This window comes from Aeromonas sp. 5HA1 (assembly GCF_029237245.1).
Classification (GTDB): Bacteria; Pseudomonadota; Gammaproteobacteria; order Enterobacterales; family Aeromonadaceae; genus Aeromonas; species Aeromonas salmonicida.
Genome location: NZ_JAACFW010000019.1, coordinates 20,623 through 39,525, shown reverse-complemented (window position 1 = coordinate 39,525; position 18,903 = coordinate 20,623). Strand labels below are relative to the sequence as shown.

General features: G+C 57.9%; 23 protein-coding genes. 14 read left to right on the top strand and 9 right to left on the bottom strand.

The features are described from left to right. Positions 1–5: 5 nt before the first annotated feature. The gene (gene rsmI, locus GWQ27_RS16545; RefSeq protein WP_005314319.1) at positions 6–839 is read right to left on the bottom strand and encodes a 16S rRNA (cytidine(1402)-2'-O)-methyltransferase; all 834 of its coding nucleotides are present in this window, start codon (positions 837–839) and stop codon (positions 6–8) included. Positions 840–1,038: 199 nt separating this feature from the next. Between rsmI and GWQ27_RS16540 the strand changes: the two genes are divergently transcribed. From GWQ27_RS16540 to dolP, 4 genes are read left to right on the top strand one after another with little or no spacing between them, the layout of a single operon-like run. Continuing rightward, a complete protein-coding gene (locus GWQ27_RS16540; RefSeq protein ID WP_275907803.1) occupies positions 1,039–2,826 on the top strand; it encodes a penicillin-binding protein activator in 1,788 nt (595 codons plus the stop codon). Further along, positions 2,747–3,139 carry a YraN family protein gene (locus GWQ27_RS16535; protein ID WP_131731516.1) on the top strand — a complete coding sequence of 131 codons (393 nt, stop codon included), beginning with the start codon at positions 2,747–2,749 and terminating at the stop codon, positions 3,137–3,139. Before GWQ27_RS16540 ends, GWQ27_RS16535 begins: the two co-directional genes overlap by 80 nt. A 9-nt stretch (positions 3,140–3,148) precedes the next feature. Then, positions 3,149–3,739 (top strand): SIS domain-containing protein, encoded by a 591-nt coding sequence (locus tag GWQ27_RS16530; RefSeq protein ID WP_275907802.1) that lies wholly within the window; start codon positions 3,149–3,151, stop codon positions 3,737–3,739. Positions 3,740–3,743: 4 nt separating this feature from the next. After that, a complete protein-coding gene (dolP, locus tag GWQ27_RS16525; RefSeq protein ID WP_021140321.1) occupies positions 3,744–4,322 on the top strand; it encodes a division/outer membrane stress-associated lipid-binding lipoprotein in 579 nt (192 codons plus the stop codon). Between the two features lie 51 nt (positions 4,323–4,373). On the opposite strand, the gene GWQ27_RS16520 is transcribed toward dolP, so the two are convergent. The 8 genes from GWQ27_RS16520 to zapE all read right to left on the bottom strand — a co-directional run bounded on the left by GWQ27_RS16520 (position 4,374) and on the right by zapE (position 10,550). Beyond that, positions 4,374–4,799 carry a ClpXP protease specificity-enhancing factor gene (locus GWQ27_RS16520; protein WP_017412546.1) on the bottom strand — a complete coding sequence of 142 codons (426 nt, stop codon included), beginning with the start codon at positions 4,797–4,799 and terminating at the stop codon, positions 4,374–4,376. After that, positions 4,796–5,425 carry a stringent starvation protein SspA gene (gene sspA, locus GWQ27_RS16515; protein ID WP_005314352.1) on the bottom strand — a complete coding sequence of 210 codons (630 nt, stop codon included), beginning with the start codon at positions 5,423–5,425 and terminating at the stop codon, positions 4,796–4,798. The genes GWQ27_RS16520 and sspA overlap by 4 nt, the downstream gene beginning before the upstream one ends. 87 nt (positions 5,426–5,512) lie before the next feature. Continuing rightward, positions 5,513–6,247, bottom strand: coding sequence for a cytochrome c1 (locus GWQ27_RS16510; protein WP_219597968.1), 735 nt, complete (start codon positions 6,245–6,247; stop codon positions 5,513–5,515). Continuing rightward, a complete protein-coding gene (locus GWQ27_RS16505) occupies positions 6,244–7,461 on the bottom strand; it encodes a cytochrome bc complex cytochrome b subunit (RefSeq protein ID WP_005314360.1) in 1,218 nt (405 codons plus the stop codon). The genes GWQ27_RS16510 and GWQ27_RS16505 overlap by 4 nt, the downstream gene beginning before the upstream one ends. A gap of 2 nt (positions 7,462–7,463) precedes the next feature. After that, positions 7,464–8,057: a ubiquinol-cytochrome c reductase iron-sulfur subunit gene (gene petA / locus GWQ27_RS16500; RefSeq protein WP_005314362.1), complete on the bottom strand. Its 594-nt coding sequence runs from the start codon at positions 8,055–8,057 to the stop codon at positions 7,464–7,466. Positions 8,058–8,352: 295 nt separating this feature from the next. Further along, positions 8,353–8,745 (bottom strand): 30S ribosomal protein S9, encoded by a 393-nt coding sequence (gene rpsI / locus GWQ27_RS16495; protein ID WP_005314365.1) that lies wholly within the window; start codon positions 8,743–8,745, stop codon positions 8,353–8,355. Between the two features lie 15 nt (positions 8,746–8,760). After that, positions 8,761–9,189: a 50S ribosomal protein L13 gene (rplM, locus tag GWQ27_RS16490; RefSeq protein ID WP_005314367.1), complete on the bottom strand. Its 429-nt coding sequence runs from the start codon at positions 9,187–9,189 to the stop codon at positions 8,761–8,763. Positions 9,190–9,455: 266 nt separating this feature from the next. Continuing rightward, positions 9,456–10,550: a cell division protein ZapE gene (gene zapE / locus GWQ27_RS16485; protein ID WP_275907801.1), complete on the bottom strand. Its 1,095-nt coding sequence runs from the start codon at positions 10,548–10,550 to the stop codon at positions 9,456–9,458. 140 nt (positions 10,551–10,690) lie between these two features. On the opposite strand from zapE, the gene GWQ27_RS16480 reads away from it, so the two are divergent. From GWQ27_RS16480 to GWQ27_RS16435, 10 genes are all read left to right on the top strand, one after another. Continuing rightward, positions 10,691–11,071 (top strand): YhcB family protein, encoded by a 381-nt coding sequence (locus GWQ27_RS16480; protein WP_021140223.1) that lies wholly within the window; start codon positions 10,691–10,693, stop codon positions 11,069–11,071. An 81-nt stretch (positions 11,072–11,152) separates the two neighbouring features. Continuing rightward, entirely contained in the window at positions 11,153–12,514 is a 1,362-nt protein-coding gene (locus GWQ27_RS16475; RefSeq protein WP_275907800.1) for a Do family serine endopeptidase, read from the top strand. Positions 12,515–12,603: 89 nt separating this feature from the next. Beyond that, positions 12,604–13,734, top strand: a complete 1,131-nt coding sequence (degS, locus tag GWQ27_RS16470; protein WP_111588915.1) for an outer membrane-stress sensor serine endopeptidase DegS — start codon at positions 12,604–12,606, stop codon at positions 13,732–13,734. A gap of 316 nt (positions 13,735–14,050) precedes the next feature. Continuing rightward, complete coding sequence (locus tag GWQ27_RS16465) at positions 14,051–14,410, top strand: transcriptional regulator (protein ID WP_021140220.1); 360 nt, start codon at positions 14,051–14,053, stop codon at positions 14,408–14,410. Positions 14,411–14,427: 17 nt separating this feature from the next. Next, the gene (locus GWQ27_RS16460) at positions 14,428–14,793 is read left to right on the top strand and encodes a glycine-rich SFCGS family protein (protein WP_275907799.1); all 366 of its coding nucleotides are present in this window, start codon (positions 14,428–14,430) and stop codon (positions 14,791–14,793) included. Continuing rightward, complete coding sequence (locus GWQ27_RS16455; RefSeq protein WP_275907798.1) at positions 14,793–15,089, top strand: DUF4312 family protein; 297 nt, start codon at positions 14,793–14,795, stop codon at positions 15,087–15,089. Before GWQ27_RS16460 ends, GWQ27_RS16455 begins: the two co-directional genes overlap by 1 nt. A 40-nt stretch (positions 15,090–15,129) precedes the next feature. Then, a complete protein-coding gene (locus GWQ27_RS16450; protein WP_005314394.1) occupies positions 15,130–15,906 on the top strand; it encodes a DUF4311 domain-containing protein in 777 nt (258 codons plus the stop codon). Between the two features lie 11 nt (positions 15,907–15,917). Beyond that, positions 15,918–16,568, top strand: coding sequence for a DUF4310 family protein (locus GWQ27_RS16445; RefSeq protein WP_021140216.1), 651 nt, complete (start codon positions 15,918–15,920; stop codon positions 16,566–16,568). A 42-nt stretch (positions 16,569–16,610) separates the two neighbouring features. Then, positions 16,611–17,750, top strand: coding sequence for an amidohydrolase/deacetylase family metallohydrolase (locus GWQ27_RS16440; RefSeq protein ID WP_275907797.1), 1,140 nt, complete (start codon positions 16,611–16,613; stop codon positions 17,748–17,750). Then, positions 17,734–18,849, top strand: coding sequence for a DgaE family pyridoxal phosphate-dependent ammonia lyase (locus tag GWQ27_RS16435; protein WP_275907796.1), 1,116 nt, complete (start codon positions 17,734–17,736; stop codon positions 18,847–18,849). Before GWQ27_RS16440 ends, GWQ27_RS16435 begins: the two co-directional genes overlap by 17 nt. Positions 18,850–18,903 lie beyond the last annotated feature (54 nt).

Sequence of the window (18,903 nt, the reverse complement as noted above, 5' to 3'; positions counted from 1 at the left end):
AGCAATTAATAGTGCTCTAATCCGTACTTGTAGAGGGCATTTTTCTTCACACCATGGATTTCTGCGGTGAGCGCCGCCGCTTTTTTCAGTGGCAACTCGGTCACCAGCAACCCTAGGGTACGGATCGCCTCGGCAGGCAGCTCTTCTTCCGTTTTGCTGGCTCCCGCGACCACCAACACTATCTCGCCACGGCAGCGATTATCATCCTGACCAAGCCAGGTCAGCATCTCGGAAGCGGGCAGACCATGGATGGATTCAAAGGTCTTGGTCAATTCGCGACACACCACCACCTGACGCTCGCCCAGAATGCGAGCAATCGCTTCTACCGTATCCTGCACCCGACGTGGGGATTCATAAAATACCAGTGAGCGAGTGTCTTCGATCACGGCCTGCAATCTGTCATCACGCCCTTTGCTTTTGGCGGGCAAAAATCCTTCGAAGGCGAAGCGGTCGGTCGGCAAACCGGCTGCGCTCAGGGCCGTGATGGCGGCACAAGGACCAGGCAGTGGTACCACCTTGACGCCTGCTTCTCGACAGCGGGTGACCAAGTGGTAGCCTGGGTCGCTGATGAGCGGAGTCCCCGCATCGGAGACCAGGGCGACGGTCTTGCCTTCCTTGATCCGGCCGATCAGCACATCGGCTTTCTGCTGCTCGTTATGATCGTGCAGCGCGAAGGTGGGTACCGAGATTTGGTAGTGGCTCAGCAGGATACCGGTATGACGCGTATCCTCGGCAGCCACCAGATCGACACTGCGTAAAATGTCCAATGCACGCTGGGTAATGTCCGCCAGATTACCGATCGGAGTGGGGACTATATACAGGGTTGGGATGTCACTCATGGGATCTCCGAGTGTCCCGACAATTGTGTCGCCATATTGGCCCGTTTACACTATGGGGAACTTCAACACTGGTCGGGGAATGAACTTGAACCGGGTTACAAAGCAGCTAAGTGTATCACGACTCTTCGGCATCATACTCGCGGCAGCACTGCTCGCCGCCTGTGCGTCGGGGCCCAATCAACCTTCCGGGCAGCCAGGTATGCCGTCGGCCTTCTCGGATCTGACCAAAAATGCCCAGTGGTATCTGGAACAGGTGGATCCTGTCAAACCTGCCGAAGCCTTTACCTGGCAGGTGATGGCGGCACGCAGCTACTTGGCACTCGGCCAGGCCAAGCCGGCATCGGCGCTATACCAGCAACTACAGAAGCAGGCCCAGAGCGCGGAGCAGAAAGCGCAGCTGCAACTGTTGCAGGCACATCTGTTGCTCGCCCAGGGCAACGCCAACCAGGCGCTGATCCTGCTGGAGGGCAAACCGGACGTGCCGCTGGATGCGGATACGCAGAAAAATTGGTATCGCCAGCGGGTAGTTCTGCAGCTGGATATCAACAACAAGTTTGGTGCAGCCAAGTCGCTGATCTTGATGGAGCCCTATCTGGCCCAGAATGAGCTGGCGACCAACCATCAGCAAATCTGGTCTCTGCTGAAGAGCATGACACCCTCCACCTTGCAGGCACTGGAAGAGGCGCCGGCCCCTGACGTGACCACAGGTTGGCTGCGACTGGCGGCACTGGTTAACGAGTTCGGTGCCCAGCCCAGTCAGCTGGCCCGTCAGCTGGCAGGATGGAAACAGGCTTTCCCTGACCACCCGGCCCAGAAAGACATGCCAGCCGGTCTGGGGGATCTCGCCACCAGCCACATCAATGCGCTGCAGCAGATCGCCGTGTTCCTGCCGCTCTCGGGCAATCTCGAGCCGCAGGGCGCCGCCATTCGCAACGGTATGTTGATGTCTTACAAGGAGAATCAGAGCCAATTTACCCTGAACTTCTACGACACCCAGACCAAGGCGATGGGCGAACTCTACAAGCAAGCCATCCAGGAAGGGGCCAACATGATCATTGGTCCGCTGCTCAAGGACAGAGTCGAGGAGCTGCTCAAGGCCAATCCGACCGTGCCCGTGCTGGCGCTGAACGAGTTGGACAAACCTATCGTCAACGACAGCACCTTCTACTTCTCGCTCTCTGCCGCTGCCGATGCAGCCCAGGCAGCGCAATATCTCTACGGTCAGGGTTACCGAAAACCGCTGCTGATCGCTGCACAGGGCCGAATTGGCTACAGCAGTATCAAGGCATTCGAGCAGGCATGGGCCACAGTGAGTCAGGACAAGCCTGTCGTGGCCACCTTTGGTGCTCGTAACGAAGTGCAGGGCATGGTCAAGAATGCTCTGAGTGGTCGCTCGACCTCACGGGCCGGGGAGGTGGTACAACTATCCGCAGCCGCGCCACGCAGCATAGATGTGGTCTACGTGGTCGCCAATAGCCTGGAGACCCGGATGATCAAGCCCTACGTGGATATCTCGGTCAATCCAATGGGCAGCCTGCCCATCTACAGCAGCTCACGCAGCTACGACAGCGCCACCACAGAGGTCGCTTCCGAGCTCAATGGTATGCACATCTCAGACATGCCGCTGCTGCTGGGTGGCTACGAGCAGCAACGGGAGCAGATCGCACTGCTCTGGCCGCAGACCCAGGGTGACCTAATGCGCCTGTTCGCACTGGGCTACGATGCCGTCAGCCTGGCAGAAAACCTGCAGCAGATGCGCAAGGTCAATGCCATGCAGCAACCAGGCATGAGCGGACAGCTGAGCGTGGATGCCAATGGCAACATTGTGCGGGTACTGGATTGGGCCACCTACCAGAATGGTGCACTGGTCAGCGACAGTGCAGCACCTCAGCTTGAGGGAGCCCCCAATGAAGGATCTATTGGCACGGATGAGCCAGCAGTGGCAAAACCTGTTTCCGTCACCGACGAGCAAGGGACAACACTTTGAGCAAGTAGCGGAACGTTGGTTGCAGGCTCGCGGCCTGCAACCCGTGACTCGCAACTACCGCTGCCGCGGCGGCGAAATCGATCTCATCATGCGCCAGGGGAATACCCTGGTGTTTGTTGAGGTCAGATACCGCGCTCATGCCAGCCATGGCGGGGCCGCCAGCTCTGTCACCCCGCGCAAACAGCACAAGATCGTGCTGGCAGCGCGCCACTATTTAACGCAACATGCCATCAACGAGGCCAGTCAGGCCTGCCGATTCGATGTAATCGCGTTTGAGGATGACCAGCCAAACTGGATCCAGAACGCATTTTAAGAGGACCCTATGACTGACCGCATCAAAGAAAACTACACCGAAAGCATCCAGACCAAAATTGCCGCCGCCGAGGCGCTGCCGGACGCTATCCATACTGCGGCCCAGATGCTGACCATCTGTCTGCTCAATGGCCACAAGGTGATGGCATGCGGTAATGGTCCCTCTGCTGCGCTGGCCCAGCTGTTCATCTCCGAGCTGGTCAACTGTTACGAGACCGAGCGCCCTTCCCTGCCCGGCATGGCACTGACCCCAGACATGGCCACCATCAGCGCCATCGCCACCGATCATGGCTTCGAAGAGATCTATGCCAAACAGATCAGAGCCCTGGGACAAGCCGGCGACATCCTGGTGGTCATCACCACCACAGGCAACAGCCGCAGCCTGATCAAGGCCGCAGAGGCCGCTCTTTCACGGGATATGACCATAGTGGTGCTCGGCGGGGGAGACGGTGGGGAAATCGCCGGGCTGCTCGGTCCCAACGATGTGGAGATCCGGGTACCATCCGCCCGACGCCCCCGTATTCTGGAGGTTAACCTGTTGACCCTGCACTGCCTGTGTGATCTCATCGACCAGACACTTTTCCCGCAACAGGAAGATTGAAACCATGAAAAAGCAAACTCTCCTGCTTGGCCTGCTGGCTGGTACCCTGCTGCTGCAAGGCTGCGCAGCCGTGGTGGTAGGCGGTGCCGCAGGTACTGCCAAGGCCTCCGGCGATCGCCGCACTCTGGGTGCCCAGTGGGATGATCAAGCCATCGAACTGAAAGCTGCCAATCTGTTGGCCGACAACAAACCCTTGAGTGCAGCCAGCAAGATCAGCGTCTACAGCAACAACGGTCGCGTACTGCTGGTCGGCCAGACACCTTCTGACGCTTACAAGCTCGAGGCTGGCAAAATAGTTGCCCGCATCGATGGCGTACGGCACGTCTACAATGAGCTGCGACTCGGCCAGCCAGTCAGCATAGGGGTACGCAGCAATGACTCCTGGATCACCTCCAAGGTCCGTGCAGACATGCTGGGGGCCAAGAACTTTGACAGCGCCAAGGTCAAGGTGGTCACCGAGAACGGCGAGGTGTTCCTGATTGGCCTGGTGACTCGCCAGGAAGGGGACCACGCCGTTGAAATAGCCCGTCACGTCAGTGGTGTGAAGCGCGTGATCAAAGCGTTCGAGTTCGCCCAGAACTGACACGCAGGTAGCAAACAGATATAAAAAACGCAGCCAGTTGGCTGCGTTTTTTTATTTGATGACTTTCAGCGTCGGCCGACCGGTCGGCCGCGGTGGTTCCGGCTCGGGCTCCACCGGTGCTTCAGCCTGCTCCAGCCAGAGGTCGTACCCTGGCTCGGGCGGGAACAGGGTACCCACGCCGTTCTCCCTGGCATGAATCGCCAGTATGGCAGCCATAGGGATATAAACCTGCTGGGAGACACCGCCAAAACGGGCGCTGAAGCTGACTGCTTCATTGTCCATGTGGAACTGCCCCACAGCACGCGGCGCTATGTTCAGGACTATCTGTCCATCCTGAACAAACTGCATCGGCACCATCACATGGGGGATATTGACGTTGACCACCAGATGCGGTGTCAGCTCGTTATCCAGCAACCAGTCAAAGAACGCCCGTAACAGATACGGGCGACTGGGTGTCATTGTTGGTTCCATGCTCATACGCCAGCGCGGATCTCACGTTCAGCTTCAGTCAATGAAGCCTGGAAGGATTCACGCTCGAACAGACGAACCATATAGGCTTTCAGCTCTTTGGCACCGCGACCGGCGAAATCGATCCCTAGACTGGGCAGACGCCACAACAGCGGTGCCATGTAGCAATCGACCAGACCGAACTCTTCGCTCATGAAATACGGCATTTCACCGAAGATAGGCGCGATGGCCAGCAGGTTGTCACGCAACTCGGCACGCGCCGCATCGACATCGGTACCTGCCATGATCTTGTCGGCCAGGGAGTACCAGTCCAGCTCGATGCGATGCATCATCAGACGGCTGTTACCACGGGCAACCGGGTAAACCGGCATCAGGGGCGGGTGCGGGAAGCGCTCGTCCAGATACTCCATGATGATGCGTGAGGTGTACAGTGCCAGCTCACGATCGACCAGAGTCGGTACAGTGTTGTACGGGTTCAGCTCGGCCAGCTCATCTGGCAAGTTGCTTGGGTCAACCTGGCAAATATCTACGCTAACACCCTTCTCCGCCAGGACAATACGCACCTGATGGCTGAACATATCGTTGGCACCGGAAAACAGCGTCATTACCGAACGCTTATTGGCAGCTACAGCCATTGAACCCTCCCGTCATTAAAAAGCAGAAACGGCAATGAAGCATCTTGGTCTTCATTGCCGTGCATTATATTACCCGGATCTGGTCGCTTAGTGAACGTCGCGCCAGAATTCCTTCTTCAACAGCACAGTGAAGATGAAGAAGATTACGATGAATCCAAGTACCCAGAAGCCCATGCGTTCGCGCTCCTGTTGTACCGGTTCAGCCGAGTAGACCAAGAAGTTTACCAGATCCAGTACCGTCTGATCATACTCTTCGTTATTCATTTCACCGTTGCCGTCAGATTTGACACTGACAACCTGCTGTACGTCCACCCCATCCACAGTGTGAGTCGCAAACTCGGCACGGGGCGTGCCTTGCAGCGGCTCCAGCACATGAGGCATGCCCACGGACGGGAAAACAGCGTTGTTCACGCCAAACGGACGAGTCTCATCCACATAGAAAGAGCGCAAATAGGTATAAACCCAGTCAGCCCCGCGCACCCTCGCTACCAGCGTCAGGTCGGGAGGCGGTGCACCAAACCACTTGGCCGCATCCTTCTCCGACATGGAGATTTTCATCAGATCGCCGATTTGGGCTCCCGTGAAGATAAGATTTTCCCTCATCAGCTCATCAGGAATCCCCAGGTCTTGCGCAACGCGGTTGTAGCGCTGGTACTGGGTAGAGTGACAACCGGCACAGTAGTTCATGAAGGTCGTGGCACCACGCTGCAGAGACGCCTTGTCACTCAAGTCATAGTCGGCCTTGTCCAGCGGGAAAGTACCGCCAGCAGCAAGCGCCAGGCTGGGCAGCAGGGCCAGCACTGCAAACATTATTCTTTTCATTTGAATGTCACCCTCTCCGGCAGCGGCTTGGTACGCTCATTCTTGCTGTAGAAGAACAGCAGGACAAAGAACCCGAAATACCCCAGCGAGCAGAACTGGGCAACCAGGGTCAAGGTCGGGGTCGATGGCAAGACGCCGAGGATACCGAGAATGACGAAGCAGACCACGAACTGGGCGATATTCAGCTTGTGCAGCGTACTGCGATAGCGAACGGAGCGCACCTTGCAGCGATCCAGCCAAGGCAGCAGGAACAGCACTACGATGGAGAGACCCATCATGATGACACCGAGCAACTTGTCCGGCACAGCCCGCAGGATGGCGTAGAAAGGAGTGAAGTACCACACAGGAGCGATATGCGCCGGCGTCTTCAGACCATTGGCCACTTCAAAGTTCGGCTTCTCGAGGAAGTAGCCCCACATATCCGGCTTAAAGAAGATGATGGCGCAGAAGAAGAACAGGAAACCGGCCACGCCGATCATGTCCTTGACGGTGAAGTAAGGGTGGAAAGCCACCGCATCCAGCGGCCAGCCGTTAGCATCCTTGTGCTTCTTGATGTCGATGCCGTCAGGGTTGTTGGAGCCCACTTCGTGCAGCGCCAATATATGCATGGCCACCAGCATCACCAGCACCAGCGGCAACGCTATGACATGGAGCGCGAAGAAGCGGTTCAGGGTCGCCCCCGAGATGACATAGTCACCACGGATCCACAGAGTCAGATCCTCTCCGATCACCGGAATGGCGCCAAACAGCGAGATGATGACCTGAGCCCCCCAGAATGACATCTGGCCCCAGGGCAGCAGATAGCCCATGAAGGCTTCCGCCATCAGCACCAGGAAGATCAGCATGCCGAAGATCCAGAGCAGCTCACGCGGCTTCTGATAAGAGCCATAGATCATGCCACGGAACATGTGCAGATACACAACGACAAAGAACGCTGAGGCCCCGGTGGAGTGCATGTAGCGCAGCAGCCAGCCGTAGTCCACATCCCGCATTATGTATTCGACTGAGGCAAAGGCGCCCTCAGCCGACGGGTTGTAGTTCATGGTCAGCCAGATGCCGGTGATGATCTGATTGACCAGTACCAACATGGCCAGCGAGCCAAAGAAGTACCAGAAATTCAGGTTCTTTGGTGCCGGGTACTTGGCCATATGGTCGTTGTACATGGCCGTGAGCGGAAAGCGATAGTCAATCCAGCCCATCAGTTTGGAAAACATGGTCAGGCCTCCTTGCCATCATCGGCACCGACCAGGATGGTGGTGTCGCTAAGATATTGGTACGGCGGAATGACCAGGTTCAAGGGTGCAGGCACCCCCTGGAACACTCGACCAGCCATGTCGAACTTGGAGCCATGGCACGGGCAGAAGAATCCGGAGGTCACGCCTTGAACCTGCTCACCGAAGTTATCCGGCAGGTAGGAAGGAGAGCATCCCAGATGGGTACAAATGCCGACCGCAACAAAGATTTCGGGTTTGATGGATCTGTAGCCGTTATGGGCATAATCCGGCTGCTGTGGTTCGTCAGATGCGGGATCCCGCAGCTGGCCATCGTGAGCCGCCAGTGCATCCAGCGTCTGCTTGGTGCGTTTCACCACCCAGACCGGTTTGCCTCGCCACTCAACACGGATGAGCTGGCCTGGTTCCAACTTACTGATATCCACTTCTACCGGAGCGCCCGCCGCTTTGGCCTTGGCACTCGGGTTCCATGACTTTATAAACGGCACTGCGGTAAAAGCAGCTCCTACCCCACCAACGGCAACCGTTGACCAGGTAAGAAATCTGCGGCGACCGGTATCAACTGGCGCATTGCTCATCCAAAAACTCTCCCATGTGGACTCCGCACATTCTTATTGTGTCCCTGTTCCCCTTTCTTCCGTGACAACAGCGGCGGAAGCGGAGTTACAATTGTCACAGAAAAACCGAGGGAATTTTAAAGAAAAGATAACAACTTGACAAGAAAGACCAGCGAAGGGCAAAAACAATAAATATACATTTTTTTGTCTTTTGTGACGTGGTGTTAGCATTGGCGTAGGTAATATTACCAATAAAAAAAGCCTGGCACATGGCCAGGCTTTTTTGACACTCGTGAGAGTGAGTACAAAAAGCGAATTAACGCTTGGAGTACTGCGGACGCTTACGAGCTTTGTGCAGACCGACTTTCTTACGCTCAACCTTACGGGCATCGCGAGTAACAAAGCCTGCTTTACGCAGTTCGGCGCGCAGGGTTTCATCGTACTGCATCAGAGCACGAGTGATACCGTGACGGATCGCACCAGCTTGACCGGAGATGCCACCACCATTAACGGTGATGTACAGATCCAGTTTCTCGGTCATCTCAACCAGTTCCAGCGGCTGACGAACTACCATGCGGGCAGTCGGACGGCCAAAGTACTGCTCCAGGGAGCGCTGGTTGATTACGATTTTACCGCTACCCGCTTTGATAAACACGCGAGCAGTGGAGCTTTTGCGACGGCCGGTACCGTAGTATTGATTTTCTGCCATGTTGCCAGTTCCCGATTAGATATCCAGTACTTGAGGTTGCTGAGCAGCATGAGCATGCTCGGCGCCTGCGTAAACTTTCAGTTTACGGAACATGGCACGGCCCAGAGGACCCTTCGGCAGCATACCTTTGACAGCAGCTTCGATTACCATTTCCGGCTTACGCTTGATCAGCTTGTCGAAGCTGATTGACTTGATACCACCCGGGAAACCGGAGTGAGAATGGTAGATTTTATCGGTAAATTTCTTACCGGTTACATGTACCTTCTCAGCGTTTACAACGATGATGTAATCACCGGTGTCAACGTGCGGAGTATATTCAGCTTTGTGCTTACCACGCAGACGAGAAGCGATCTCGGTTGCGATACGACCCAGAGTTTTACCCTCTGCGTCCACAATGTACCAGTCACGTTTTACGGTTTCTGGCTTGGCAACGAAAGTTTTCATTAAGTTAAACCCAATTACCTGTTACAGACCCAATTGCTTATGGGGGCTCTCCCACAAACAACAAACGATGGCCTACCTGTACCCCTTCGAATACAAGTAAAGCTTAAAGTGTCGCTGTCTTATCGACAGCTGTAACGTGGGCCGGGCGATTATAAGTGAAGTTGCCTTGAATATCACCTGCTAATTTCACTGCCATGAAGCTAGCAAATGTCGCCCGGCCCTACCTGCCGCAGATGCCCATCCGACTGGCAGGCGCGGTATTGTGACTAAGGAAGGTGCACTCTGGCAAGGTATTCGTGCGATTGCATTTCCTGAAGCCGTGAAAGACAACGTTTGAATTCGAAATTCAACAGCCCGTTCCCGTAGAGTTCTGTCATGGGGAGAGCCGCCGACATGATGAGTTTGACGTGCCGTTCATAGAACTCGTCCACCATGGCGATGAAGCGGCGAGCCGCGTCATCCGTGCCAGCCCCCATGGGTTGAACATTGGCAAGCAGCACAGTATGAAACAGGCGGGCCAACTCTATATAGTCGCCCTGTGAGCGAGGAGTACAGCAAAGTTGCTCGAACTCCATGTACAGCACACCTTCCCCCATTCCCAGCGACGTCAATTGACGATGATTGATCTCGACACTGCCAGCGTTGACCTGCTCCAGACCCGTTAACTGTTGGAAATATCGGTCCAGATTGGATTTTGCCTGCTGATCCAGCGGAAAGTGATATATCTCTGCCTGCTCCAGGGTACGCAAGCGATAGTCGATGCCACCATCCACGTTAAGTACCTCGCAATGACGCTCGATGAGCTCGATTGCTGGCAGAAAACGGGCTCGTTGCAGACCATTGCGATAAAGATCCTGTGGCGGGATGTTGGAGGTCGCCACCAGCACAACGCCATGACCAAACAGCTCCTGGAACAGAGTGCCAAGCAGCATGGCATCCGTGATGTCGGAGACAAAAAATTCATCGAAACAGATGACATCTGTCTCGCTGGCGAGCTTGCTGGCGATGAGCTTGAGCGGATCGGCCTGGCCGGTCAGCCCCCTGAGTTCGTCGTGCACCCTGTGCATGAAACGGTGGAAGTGGATACGCAGTTTTCGCGTCCTCGGCAGGCTCTCGAAAAAAGTATCCATCAGCCAGGTCTTGCCTCTGCCCACTCCGCCCCACATATATAGTCCGAGGACAAGCTCCTTGGCCTTGGGCTTTTGCAACCAGCCCAACAGGCCGCGGGATCTGGTCGGAGTCGGGCTTTGGCACAAATCCTGATAGAGTCGCTCCAGGCGGGTCACGGCCATCGCCTGAGCCGGGTCGGCCACAAAGCCGGGGCGCTGCAAATCCTGCTGATATTTTTGCTGCGGGGTCATCCTGTCAACCGCCTCCAAGTCCCTGAATGAAGGACAAAATGGTATCACGCTCTCGGGGTGCACGGTATAGTGCCATCAAGGCGTAGCGGCCATCCAGGCCGCCTCAACACACATTGATTTAGCTGTAACAAGGAGCATCTATGAGTCTGTTAAACGGGATCCTGCTGGCTGTCGCCGCCTTGATTATCGGTATCATCATCGGTCGCTTCACGGTGCGCAGCCGGGATGCCGGACGTCTGGAACAAGAGCTGAAAAAAGCGCACACGGAGCTGGAAAGCTACCAGGGCCAGATCAACACCCACTTTGCCGACAGCGCAGCTCTGATGGAGCAGCTTGCCGAGCAGTATCAGACCCTCTATCGCCACATGGCAGAGCAGAGCAAATTCCTGGCCAAGGCACAGGAGCCGCTGTTCCGTGAAGCACTGCTTGAAGAAAGTGCCGATACTCCGGCCAACGAAGAACCGGGCATTCCGCCCCGTGACTATGCCGGCGCCTCCGGTCTGCTCAAGCAGTCCAGTTAGTTCCCCGCGGAACTAATTGCGCTGTGTTGTGGTCAGACCTTGACGATTGCATTGCAACTTTTTCTGGGAGCTGTTTTTCATATGCGTAAACCTCTTTCTGTGCTCAGTGTGCTAGCCCTCAGTGTCGGTATCGCCATGTCTGCGGCCCCTGTGCAGGCTGCACTGCCCTCTTTGCTGGTGAACAATCAGGAGATGCCGAGCCTGGCGCCGGTTCTCGAACAGGTCACGCCTGCCGTGGTCAATATCTCCGTCTCTGGCAAGAAAATCACTCGCCAGCGTCTACCTGAACAATTCCGCTTCTTCTTCGGCCCCAACATGCCTGATGAGCAGGTGAGCGAGCAGCCCTTCCAGGCGCTGGGCTCCGGCGTCATCATAGATGCCAAGAAAGGCTACGTGATCACCAACGCCCACGTCGTGCACGAGGCAGACGAGATCAAGGTCAACCTGAAAGATGGTCGTGAATATGCGGCCAAGAAGATAGGCGAAGACAAACAGTCCGATATCGCCCTGCTGCAAATCAAGGCCGAGGATCTGGTGCAGATCAAATTTGCCGATTCAGACGAACTGAGGGTCGGCGACTATGCACTGGCCATCGGCAACCCGTTTGGCCTGGGCCAGACAGTCACCTCCGGCATCGTCAGCGCCCTGGGACGCAGTGGCCTCAACATCGAAAATCTGGAAAACTTCATCCAGACCGATGCGGCCATCAACTCCGGCAACTCGGGCGGCGCCCTGCTCAACCTGCGTGGTGAGCTGATCGGCATCAATACCGCCATTTTGGGCCCCAACGGTGGCAACATAGGTATCGGCTTCGCCATTCCGTCAAACATGGTGCGTGACCTGTCGGAACAGATCGTCAAGTACGGTGAGGTTCGCCGCGGCCAGCTGGGGATCACTGGCTCTGAACTGACCTCGGATATCGCCAAAACCTTCGGTTACAACAAGAAGGATGGCGCCTTCGTCAACCAGGTCATGCCTGACTCCGCCGCCGCCAAGGCCGGTATCAAGCCAGGCGACATCATCGTCAGCATAGATGGCAAGGCAATCCGCTCGTTTGGCGAACTGCGAGCCAAGATAGCGACCATGGGTGCCGACAAGCAGGTCGCGCTGGGCCTCATCCGCGACGGCAAAGAAGAAACCGTCAAGGTCATGCTGAAGAAGGCCGATGACAGCGAGATCCTGGCCAGCGTCCTGCACCCTGCACTGGAAGGGGCCAAGCTCAGCACCACCTCGGAGCCGGTGACAGGTGTGGCTGTCTCCGATATAGCGGCTCGCTCCCCTGCTGCGGCCTCCGGTCTGCAGAAAGGCGACATCATCATTGGTGTCAACCGCCTGCGGGTAAACTCGCTGGCCGAGCTGACCAAGGCATTGAAAAACAAGCCGGATGTGCTGGCGCTGAACATACAGCGCGGAGAGTCTTCTCTCTATCTGGTGATCCGTTAATAACCTCACACCCGCGGCCCTCGCCGCGGGTGATTTTTATCCACCGATAGTGTTATTCTCTGCCCGCTGCATGTACGGATGAGAATGACATGAAAATCCCACCTTTGATCAGTTACTTGGGCAAGTCTGTCGGCTTCGGTCTCACCGTTGCGGCTCTCCTGTTGCTGCTGTTTCCCGATTTCCGTGGCGGTGCCCAACTCCCCGGCATCATCACCAATGCCCGTGAACTGAGCTTCTCTTACGCTGCTCATAGAGCCGGCCCTGCCGTCGTCAATATCTACACCCGCAGTTTCTCCCGCAATCAGGGCAACCAGGCTGAACTCAGACCCCAGGGGCTGGGCTCGGGAGTCATCATGAACCAGCGCGGCCATGTGCTGACCAACTATCACGTCATCGCCGATGCGGACCAAATCATAGTCGCACTGCAGGATGGGCGGGTGTTCAGTGCCGAGCTGGTCGGCACCGATCAGTTAACTGATCTGGCGGTGCTCTACATAGAATCGGACAACCTGCCAGTGATCCCCCAGGATCCCGACAGGCAGCCGGATGTGGGGGACGTTGTGCTCGCCATCGGCAACCCTTACAACGTCGGCCAGACCATCACCCAGGGCATCATCAGTGCAACCGGTCGCCTTGGTCTCTCCAGCATGGGACCGGACGGCAACGGGCGGCAGGACCTGCTTCAAACCGATGCGGCCATCAACGAAGGCAACTCGGGGGGCGCCCTGGTCAACGGCCGCGGCGATCTGGTGGGCATCAACACCGCCGCCTATCACCTCAACGGCAATCAGGAGAGCTACGGCATCAGCTTCGCCATCCCTTACCGGTTGGCAAAACGGATCATGGATGAGCTGATCACCAACGGCCGTGTCATTCGCGGCTACCTCGGCATCTCCAGCGTTGAACTCAACCCCATAGTGGCGCGCATGATGAACCTTGGTGATTTGCGCGGACTGGTGATCGAGAGTCTGGATCCTGACGGCCCAGCTACCAAGGGCGGTCTGAAGCGGGGGGATGTGCTGCTCAAGATCAATGGGGAAGCGCTCAGCGGCGTGCGCTCCGCCATGGACAAGATTGTCGAGAGTCGTCCCGGCACCAAACTCACCATATCGGTGTTTCGTGATGGCAAGCCGCTGGAAGTGGAGGTCACCATAGAGGAAGACCTGCGCTACCAGCAGGGCAAGGCCAATACGAATGTCAGTGGCGCTAACGCCAGCTGACCCTCTTGTCTCTTCATATCACAAGGGCGGGTAACCGCCCTTTGTCATTTCTGCGGATCCTCGTTCCCCTCATACGTGAGACGACTCACAGTTTCAGCCTGTGCGGCTCTGGGGCCATCTGCCAGAGAAGTGCGCCATCGATCACACTAATCCAGCCCCGATAAGCTCCCTTTCCCCTGCTGGTACACAAAAATGGGCCTTTTAAGCCGCTTCGCACAGGAATTTCCGCTTCGAATCGGAAAAACGCTGCCTCCTCTGCACGCCCCTGCGGGCTTAGGGTAAGCCCATACCTTCTGCCAGCCTTGGAGAGCAGACATTGCACACAGAGACTCATGACCAGAACCTGACCCCGGACAGCCCGGCGTTGCTGCACCAGACCGACCTGATCCTGGCACGCATCCACACCCTGCTCGGCGATCAGGGCATACGTCCCAACGAGGTGCAAAAGCAGATGCTGGCCTCCCATGTCAAAGCCATGGTGTGGCGTTCCCATAGCGGGGAATCCCTGCCGGAGGTCGATCTCAGCCTGTTTGACGAGATCTCCCCCCTTTCCCTGCGCCTGGCCGAACAGGTCGTCGCCTGGCTGGACAAGTTGGCCTATGAAGAGGCTCACCTCTTGTCCGTCCATTTCGAAGTCGCCAAAGAAAATGAACTCAGCTCAGTGCTGAATCAATAACAAAAGGAGATATCCAGATGTCAGCCATCAAACTCGTGATTGGAGATCGTCTCGGCAAGGGTCAGAAAGTGGGGGCAGGGGCAGAAGCCGCCGGCGCCAGCGTGACCGTGATACCCGGCATGGCCGCCGATATGAAGCTCGGTGATGTGATGAACAAGGAGCAGGCGGATCTCGGCATCTCCTTCTGCGGCAGCGGTGGCGCCGGTGCCATCACGGCCCAGACCAAGTACGGCTACAAGTGCCGCTACGGCATGCGCTCCGTCGAGGAGGGTGTCACCGCCATCAATGACGGCTGCGTGGTGCTGGGTTTTGGTTTCATGGACAAGGAAGAGCTTGGCCAGAAGCTGGTAGAAGCCTTCGTCAAGAAACACAGACGCGCCTGATGAAAGAGGACTTCACCACCCAGGTCATCGTCAACGGCAAGGGGGCGACCCGCCAGCAGGCGTTCGCCGCCGCCCTCAGCCAGGTGCAGCACACTCTGCTCAAGGACAACCCGCGCGTCATGCTGCGGATCGAACCGGTCGAGGTGCAGGTGCTCAACGCCGAGGAGTCGGTCCGGGTGGAGAAGTTCCTGTTCTTCTTCCTGCCGCGCCAGCGCCGCGAATTCCGCGTCCAGTTGGAGATCACGGTCAAGGTCACCAGCCTGGACGCTGACAAGGTGACGTTCACCCTGGTGTGACACCACCCGCAGCGACAACCCCACAAGAAGGATACATTGGATGTTTCTAATCATATTTATCAAGTCACTCATCATCGGCGGCCTGGTGGGCGTTGGTGTGGGGGCCGGCGCGGCGCGGATGTTTCACGCCCCGACCGTGCAGGGCATGGGTGCTTTTCGTACTCTGGGTGAGCTCAATTCATGCGAAGGGGATCCCGCCTCCCACTTCTCTTTCGGTCTGGGCTTCTTCTTCAACGCCTGGGCCTCGACCGTGGCAGCGGGTGCCTTCACCCAGGACGTGGATCACCGCATCCTGCCGAACTGGGGGGCGGCGGCCCTGATGATCCGCAACCGGGATCTCGCCAGCACTCTGCACGACCCGAAAAAGATGGCCATCGCCTGCGGCATCATTGGCGCCATAGTGGTGGCCTTCCTCAACAGCACGGCTGCCGCTGTACCCGCCGCCCTGCAGGTGACAGCAGTCAAGGTGCTGGTGCCTGCCGCCAACCTGCTGGTCAACACCGTCATGCCGGTGATCTTCTGGCTGGCCGCCATCGAAGCGGGCAAAAAGTCCGGTTTCTGGGCCACCATCTTCGGCGGTCTGGCGCAGCTCATCATGGGCAACGCAGTACCAGGTCTGGTGCTCGGCATCCTGATCGGCAAGGGGGTCGAAGAAAGCGGCTGGAACCATGTAACCAAGGTGATGATGAGTGCCATCGTCCTGCTGTTCGTGCTGAGCGGCTTCTTCCGCGGCTTTGACCTCAAGCTGATTGAATCCTTCCACATGGGCATTCCCCTGTGGCTGGAAAACGTCCATAACCTGCTTGCCAATAAATAAGGGGCCACACCATGGATGAGAAACTGAGAAACAACTTCTGGTACGCAGACTGGTCCTTCCCCATCTTCGTCGGCCTGCTGTCGGCCGGGGTCTTTGCCGGAACCCACATGTACTACCTGTACGGTGTCGGCGCCTTCAACGAGGTGGCCTTCGTCGCCATGCTGAAAGCCGGCATGGACACAGGGGCCTACGGCGCGGTAGCGGCTTTCGGTGCCAGCTTCCTGTTTGCCCGCATCATAGAGGGCTCCCTGGTGGGGATCCTGGATATAGGCGGCGCCATTCAGACCGGGGTCGGCCTGGGCGTGCCTGCATTGCTGCTGGGGGCCGGCATTCTCTATCCAGTGGAGAACTTCGGCGCCTCCCTGGTGACCGGCATGGTGATTGGTCTGGCGATTGGCTACATCATCATCCTGGCGCGCAAGTTCACCATCAACCAGAGCAACTCCACCTACGGTGCGGACGTCATGATGGGGGCAGGCAACAGCTCGGGCCGCTTCCTGGGCCCCCTGATCATCCTCTCCGCCATGGGTGCCTCCATCCCTATAGGACTGGGTTCCCTGCTGGGGGCACTGCTGTTCTATGTATGGAGCAAGCCCATCACAGGGGGCGCCATCCTGGGTGCCATGTTGCTCGGCACCTTCTTCCCGGTCGCCCTTGCATAAGCACTCGCCGCCCTGCGGGGCGGCCTCTTCGAGGTCATCACCATGCATGACATGATCATCAGAGCGGGACACCTGGGAAATGGCGAGCTCATCGATATCGCCATCCGGGACGGCAAGATAGCGGCCCTCGGCCAGCTGCCGACAAAGACCGAGGCGAAGCAAACCCTGGACCTCGCCGGTCGTATTCATGTGAGCGCAGGCTGGATCGACGGCCACACCCACTGCTATCCCGCCTCCCCCCTCTATCATGATGAGCCGGACAAGGTGGGCGTGGAGTCCGGTGTCACCACAGTCATTGACGCGGGCAGCACAGGCGCCGACGACGTGGACGACTTCCAGCGCCTCGCTTCAGGCTGCAAGACCCGGGTGCATGCCCTGCTCAACATCTCCCGCATCGGCCTGCTGCGCCAGAACGAGCTGGCGGATAGCCGGGATCTGGATGCCGATCTCGCGTCCGCCGCCATTGCCCGCCACCCCCACTTCATCGTCGGCATCAAGGCGCGCATGAGCGGCAGCGTGGTGGGCAAAAATGGCCTGCAACCACTGCGCATGGCCAAGGCGCTGCAACAGGCCCACGGCCAGCTGCCGCTGATGGTGCATGTAGGCAACACGCCACCAGACCTGGACGAGATAGTCGCCCTGCTGGGGGATGGCGACCTGCTGACCCACTGCTTCAACGGCAAACCCAACCGCATCCTGACCCCGGCTGGCGAGCTGCGGGTTGCGGTACGCGAGGCGATGAAACGGGGCATGTTGCTCGACATTGGTCACGGCGGCGCCAGCTTCAGCTTCGAGGTGGCGGAGCTTGCCATCCGTCAGGGGATACTGCCCCACACCATCAGCTCGGATATCTACTGCAAAAACCGCATCAAGGGACCCGTCTACAGCCTGGCCCACGTCATGTCCAAGTTTCTCGCCATCGGCATGACGCTGGAGCAGGTGATCGCCTGCGTCACCGAACAGGCCGCCGATGCCCTGCGCCTGGCCGGAAAGGGACGGCTCGAGGTGGGCGCCGATGCCGATCTGACCCTGTTCGAACTGGCCAGCGGCCCGACCCTGTTTATGGATACCGAGGCACAGTCGCGCAGCGGCGACCTGCAACTGCTTCCCCTCGCCGCCCTGGTGGGTGGTGACCTGGTTCTGACTCACTATGGGAAATCACACCATGCCTTCTGTTTATGAGAAATATCAGCTCAAACCCGTGATCAACGCCTCCGGGCGCATGACCATTCTCGGCGTCTCCACCCCCGAGCAGGAGGTGGTCGATGCGGTCAACTTCGGCCTGGGCCACTACTTCGAGGTGAAGGATCTGGTCAACAAGACAGGCGCCTACCTGGCAGGCTTGCTGGATGTGGAAGATGCTCTGGTGGTCTCCTGCGCCAGCGCCGGCATAGCCCAGTCGGTGGCCGCCGTGATAGTGCGTGGCGACCCCTACCGGCTGGAGCAGCTGCACGCCCATGCCCACGGGGTGCCGAGTGAAATCGTGCTGCCCAAGGGGCACAACGTCAACTTCGGCGCGCCGGTCGGCACCATGGTCAACCTGGGTGGCGGCAAGGTGGTGGAGGCCGGTTATGCCAACGAGTGCTCCCCTGCCCAGTTGGCCGCCGCCATCAATCCCAACACAGCTGCCATTCTCTATATCAAGTCCCACCACTGCGTGCAGAAAAGCATTCTGTCGGTGGCAGAGGCGGCAGAAGTGGCCAAGGCTCGCCAGCTGCCACTGATCGTCGATGCGGCAGCGGAAGAGGACCTGCGTCTCTATTACAACCAGGGGGCGGATCTGGTGATCTACAGTGGCGCCAAGGCCATCGAAGGCCCCACCAGCGGGTTGGTGCTCGGCAAACGTCAGTATGTGGAATGGGTCAAGCAGCAGGCCAACGGCATAGGCCGCGCCATGAAGGTGGGCAAGGAGGGGATCCTCGGCCTGACCCGCGCCATCGAGCGCTACCTGGAAAAAGAGAAGGAGAGCGGTGCCGCCATGGTCGCCAAGATGGCCCCCTTCATCGAGCGCCTCAACCAGCTTCCGGGCGTCAGCGCAAAAGTGGTATGGGACAGTGCGGGGCGCGACATTGCCCGCACCGATATCGCTTTTGACCACCAGCAGATCGGTATGACCACAGTCCAACTGGTGGCCCGACTGCAACAGGGCACGCCTGCCATCTACTGCCGTGGCTACAAGGCCAACGAAGGCCACATCGAGATCGACGTGCGCAGCGTCACCGCCCCCCAGCTCGACCAGATCCATGCCGCCATTGCCAACCTCGTTCAGGAGAATCGTTGATGTCCCTTGTTCCCAATGACTGCCGCAACCGCGTCTGCCTCAATGTATTAGCGG

What these genes read in the sequence shown, in the direction of transcription:
- sspA (WP_005314352.1), bottom strand. Translation starts at nt 5,425, where the DNA reads ATGGCTGTAGCTGCCAATAAGCGTTCGGTAATGACGCTGTTTTCCGGT.
- GWQ27_RS16535 (WP_131731516.1), top strand. Translation starts at nt 2,747, where the DNA reads ATGAAGGATCTATTGGCACGGATGAGCCAGCAGTGGCAAAACCTGTTT.
- GWQ27_RS16445 (WP_021140216.1), top strand. Translation starts at nt 15,918, where the DNA reads ATGGATGAGAAACTGAGAAACAACTTCTGGTACGCAGACTGGTCCTTC.
- rplM (WP_005314367.1), bottom strand. Translation starts at nt 9,189, where the DNA reads ATGAAAACTTTCGTTGCCAAGCCAGAAACCGTAAAACGTGACTGGTAC.
- GWQ27_RS16510 (WP_219597968.1), bottom strand. Translation starts at nt 6,247, where the DNA reads ATGAAAAGAATAATGTTTGCAGTGCTGGCCCTGCTGCCCAGCCTGGCG.
- GWQ27_RS16440 (WP_275907797.1), top strand. Translation starts at nt 16,611, where the DNA reads ATGCATGACATGATCATCAGAGCGGGACACCTGGGAAATGGCGAGCTC.
- GWQ27_RS16480 (WP_021140223.1), top strand. Translation starts at nt 10,691, where the DNA reads ATGAGTCTGTTAAACGGGATCCTGCTGGCTGTCGCCGCCTTGATTATC.
- GWQ27_RS16460 (WP_275907799.1), top strand. Translation starts at nt 14,428, where the DNA reads ATGTCAGCCATCAAACTCGTGATTGGAGATCGTCTCGGCAAGGGTCAG.
- degS (WP_111588915.1), top strand. Translation starts at nt 12,604, where the DNA reads ATGAAAATCCCACCTTTGATCAGTTACTTGGGCAAGTCTGTCGGCTTC.
- GWQ27_RS16450 (WP_005314394.1), top strand. Translation starts at nt 15,130, where the DNA reads ATGTTTCTAATCATATTTATCAAGTCACTCATCATCGGCGGCCTGGTG.
- zapE (WP_275907801.1), bottom strand. Translation starts at nt 10,550, where the DNA reads ATGACCCCGCAGCAAAAATATCAGCAGGATTTGCAGCGCCCCGGCTTT.
- GWQ27_RS16475 (WP_275907800.1), top strand. Translation starts at nt 11,153, where the DNA reads ATGCGTAAACCTCTTTCTGTGCTCAGTGTGCTAGCCCTCAGTGTCGGT.
- GWQ27_RS16455 (WP_275907798.1), top strand. Translation starts at nt 14,793, where the DNA reads ATGAAAGAGGACTTCACCACCCAGGTCATCGTCAACGGCAAGGGGGCG.
- GWQ27_RS16435 (WP_275907796.1), top strand. Translation starts at nt 17,734, where the DNA reads ATGCCTTCTGTTTATGAGAAATATCAGCTCAAACCCGTGATCAACGCC.
- rsmI (WP_005314319.1), bottom strand. Translation starts at nt 839, where the DNA reads ATGAGTGACATCCCAACCCTGTATATAGTCCCCACTCCGATCGGTAAT.
- rpsI (WP_005314365.1), bottom strand. Translation starts at nt 8,745, where the DNA reads ATGGCAGAAAATCAATACTACGGTACCGGCCGTCGCAAAAGCTCCACT.
- GWQ27_RS16540 (WP_275907803.1), top strand. Translation starts at nt 1,039, where the DNA reads ATGCCGTCGGCCTTCTCGGATCTGACCAAAAATGCCCAGTGGTATCTG.
- GWQ27_RS16530 (WP_275907802.1), top strand. Translation starts at nt 3,149, where the DNA reads ATGACTGACCGCATCAAAGAAAACTACACCGAAAGCATCCAGACCAAA.
- GWQ27_RS16505 (WP_005314360.1), bottom strand. Translation starts at nt 7,461, where the DNA reads ATGTTTTCCAAACTGATGGGCTGGATTGACTATCGCTTTCCGCTCACG.
- dolP (WP_021140321.1), top strand. Translation starts at nt 3,744, where the DNA reads ATGAAAAAGCAAACTCTCCTGCTTGGCCTGCTGGCTGGTACCCTGCTG.
- petA (WP_005314362.1), bottom strand. Translation starts at nt 8,057, where the DNA reads ATGAGCAATGCGCCAGTTGATACCGGTCGCCGCAGATTTCTTACCTGG.
- GWQ27_RS16520 (WP_017412546.1), bottom strand. Translation starts at nt 4,799, where the DNA reads ATGAGCATGGAACCAACAATGACACCCAGTCGCCCGTATCTGTTACGG.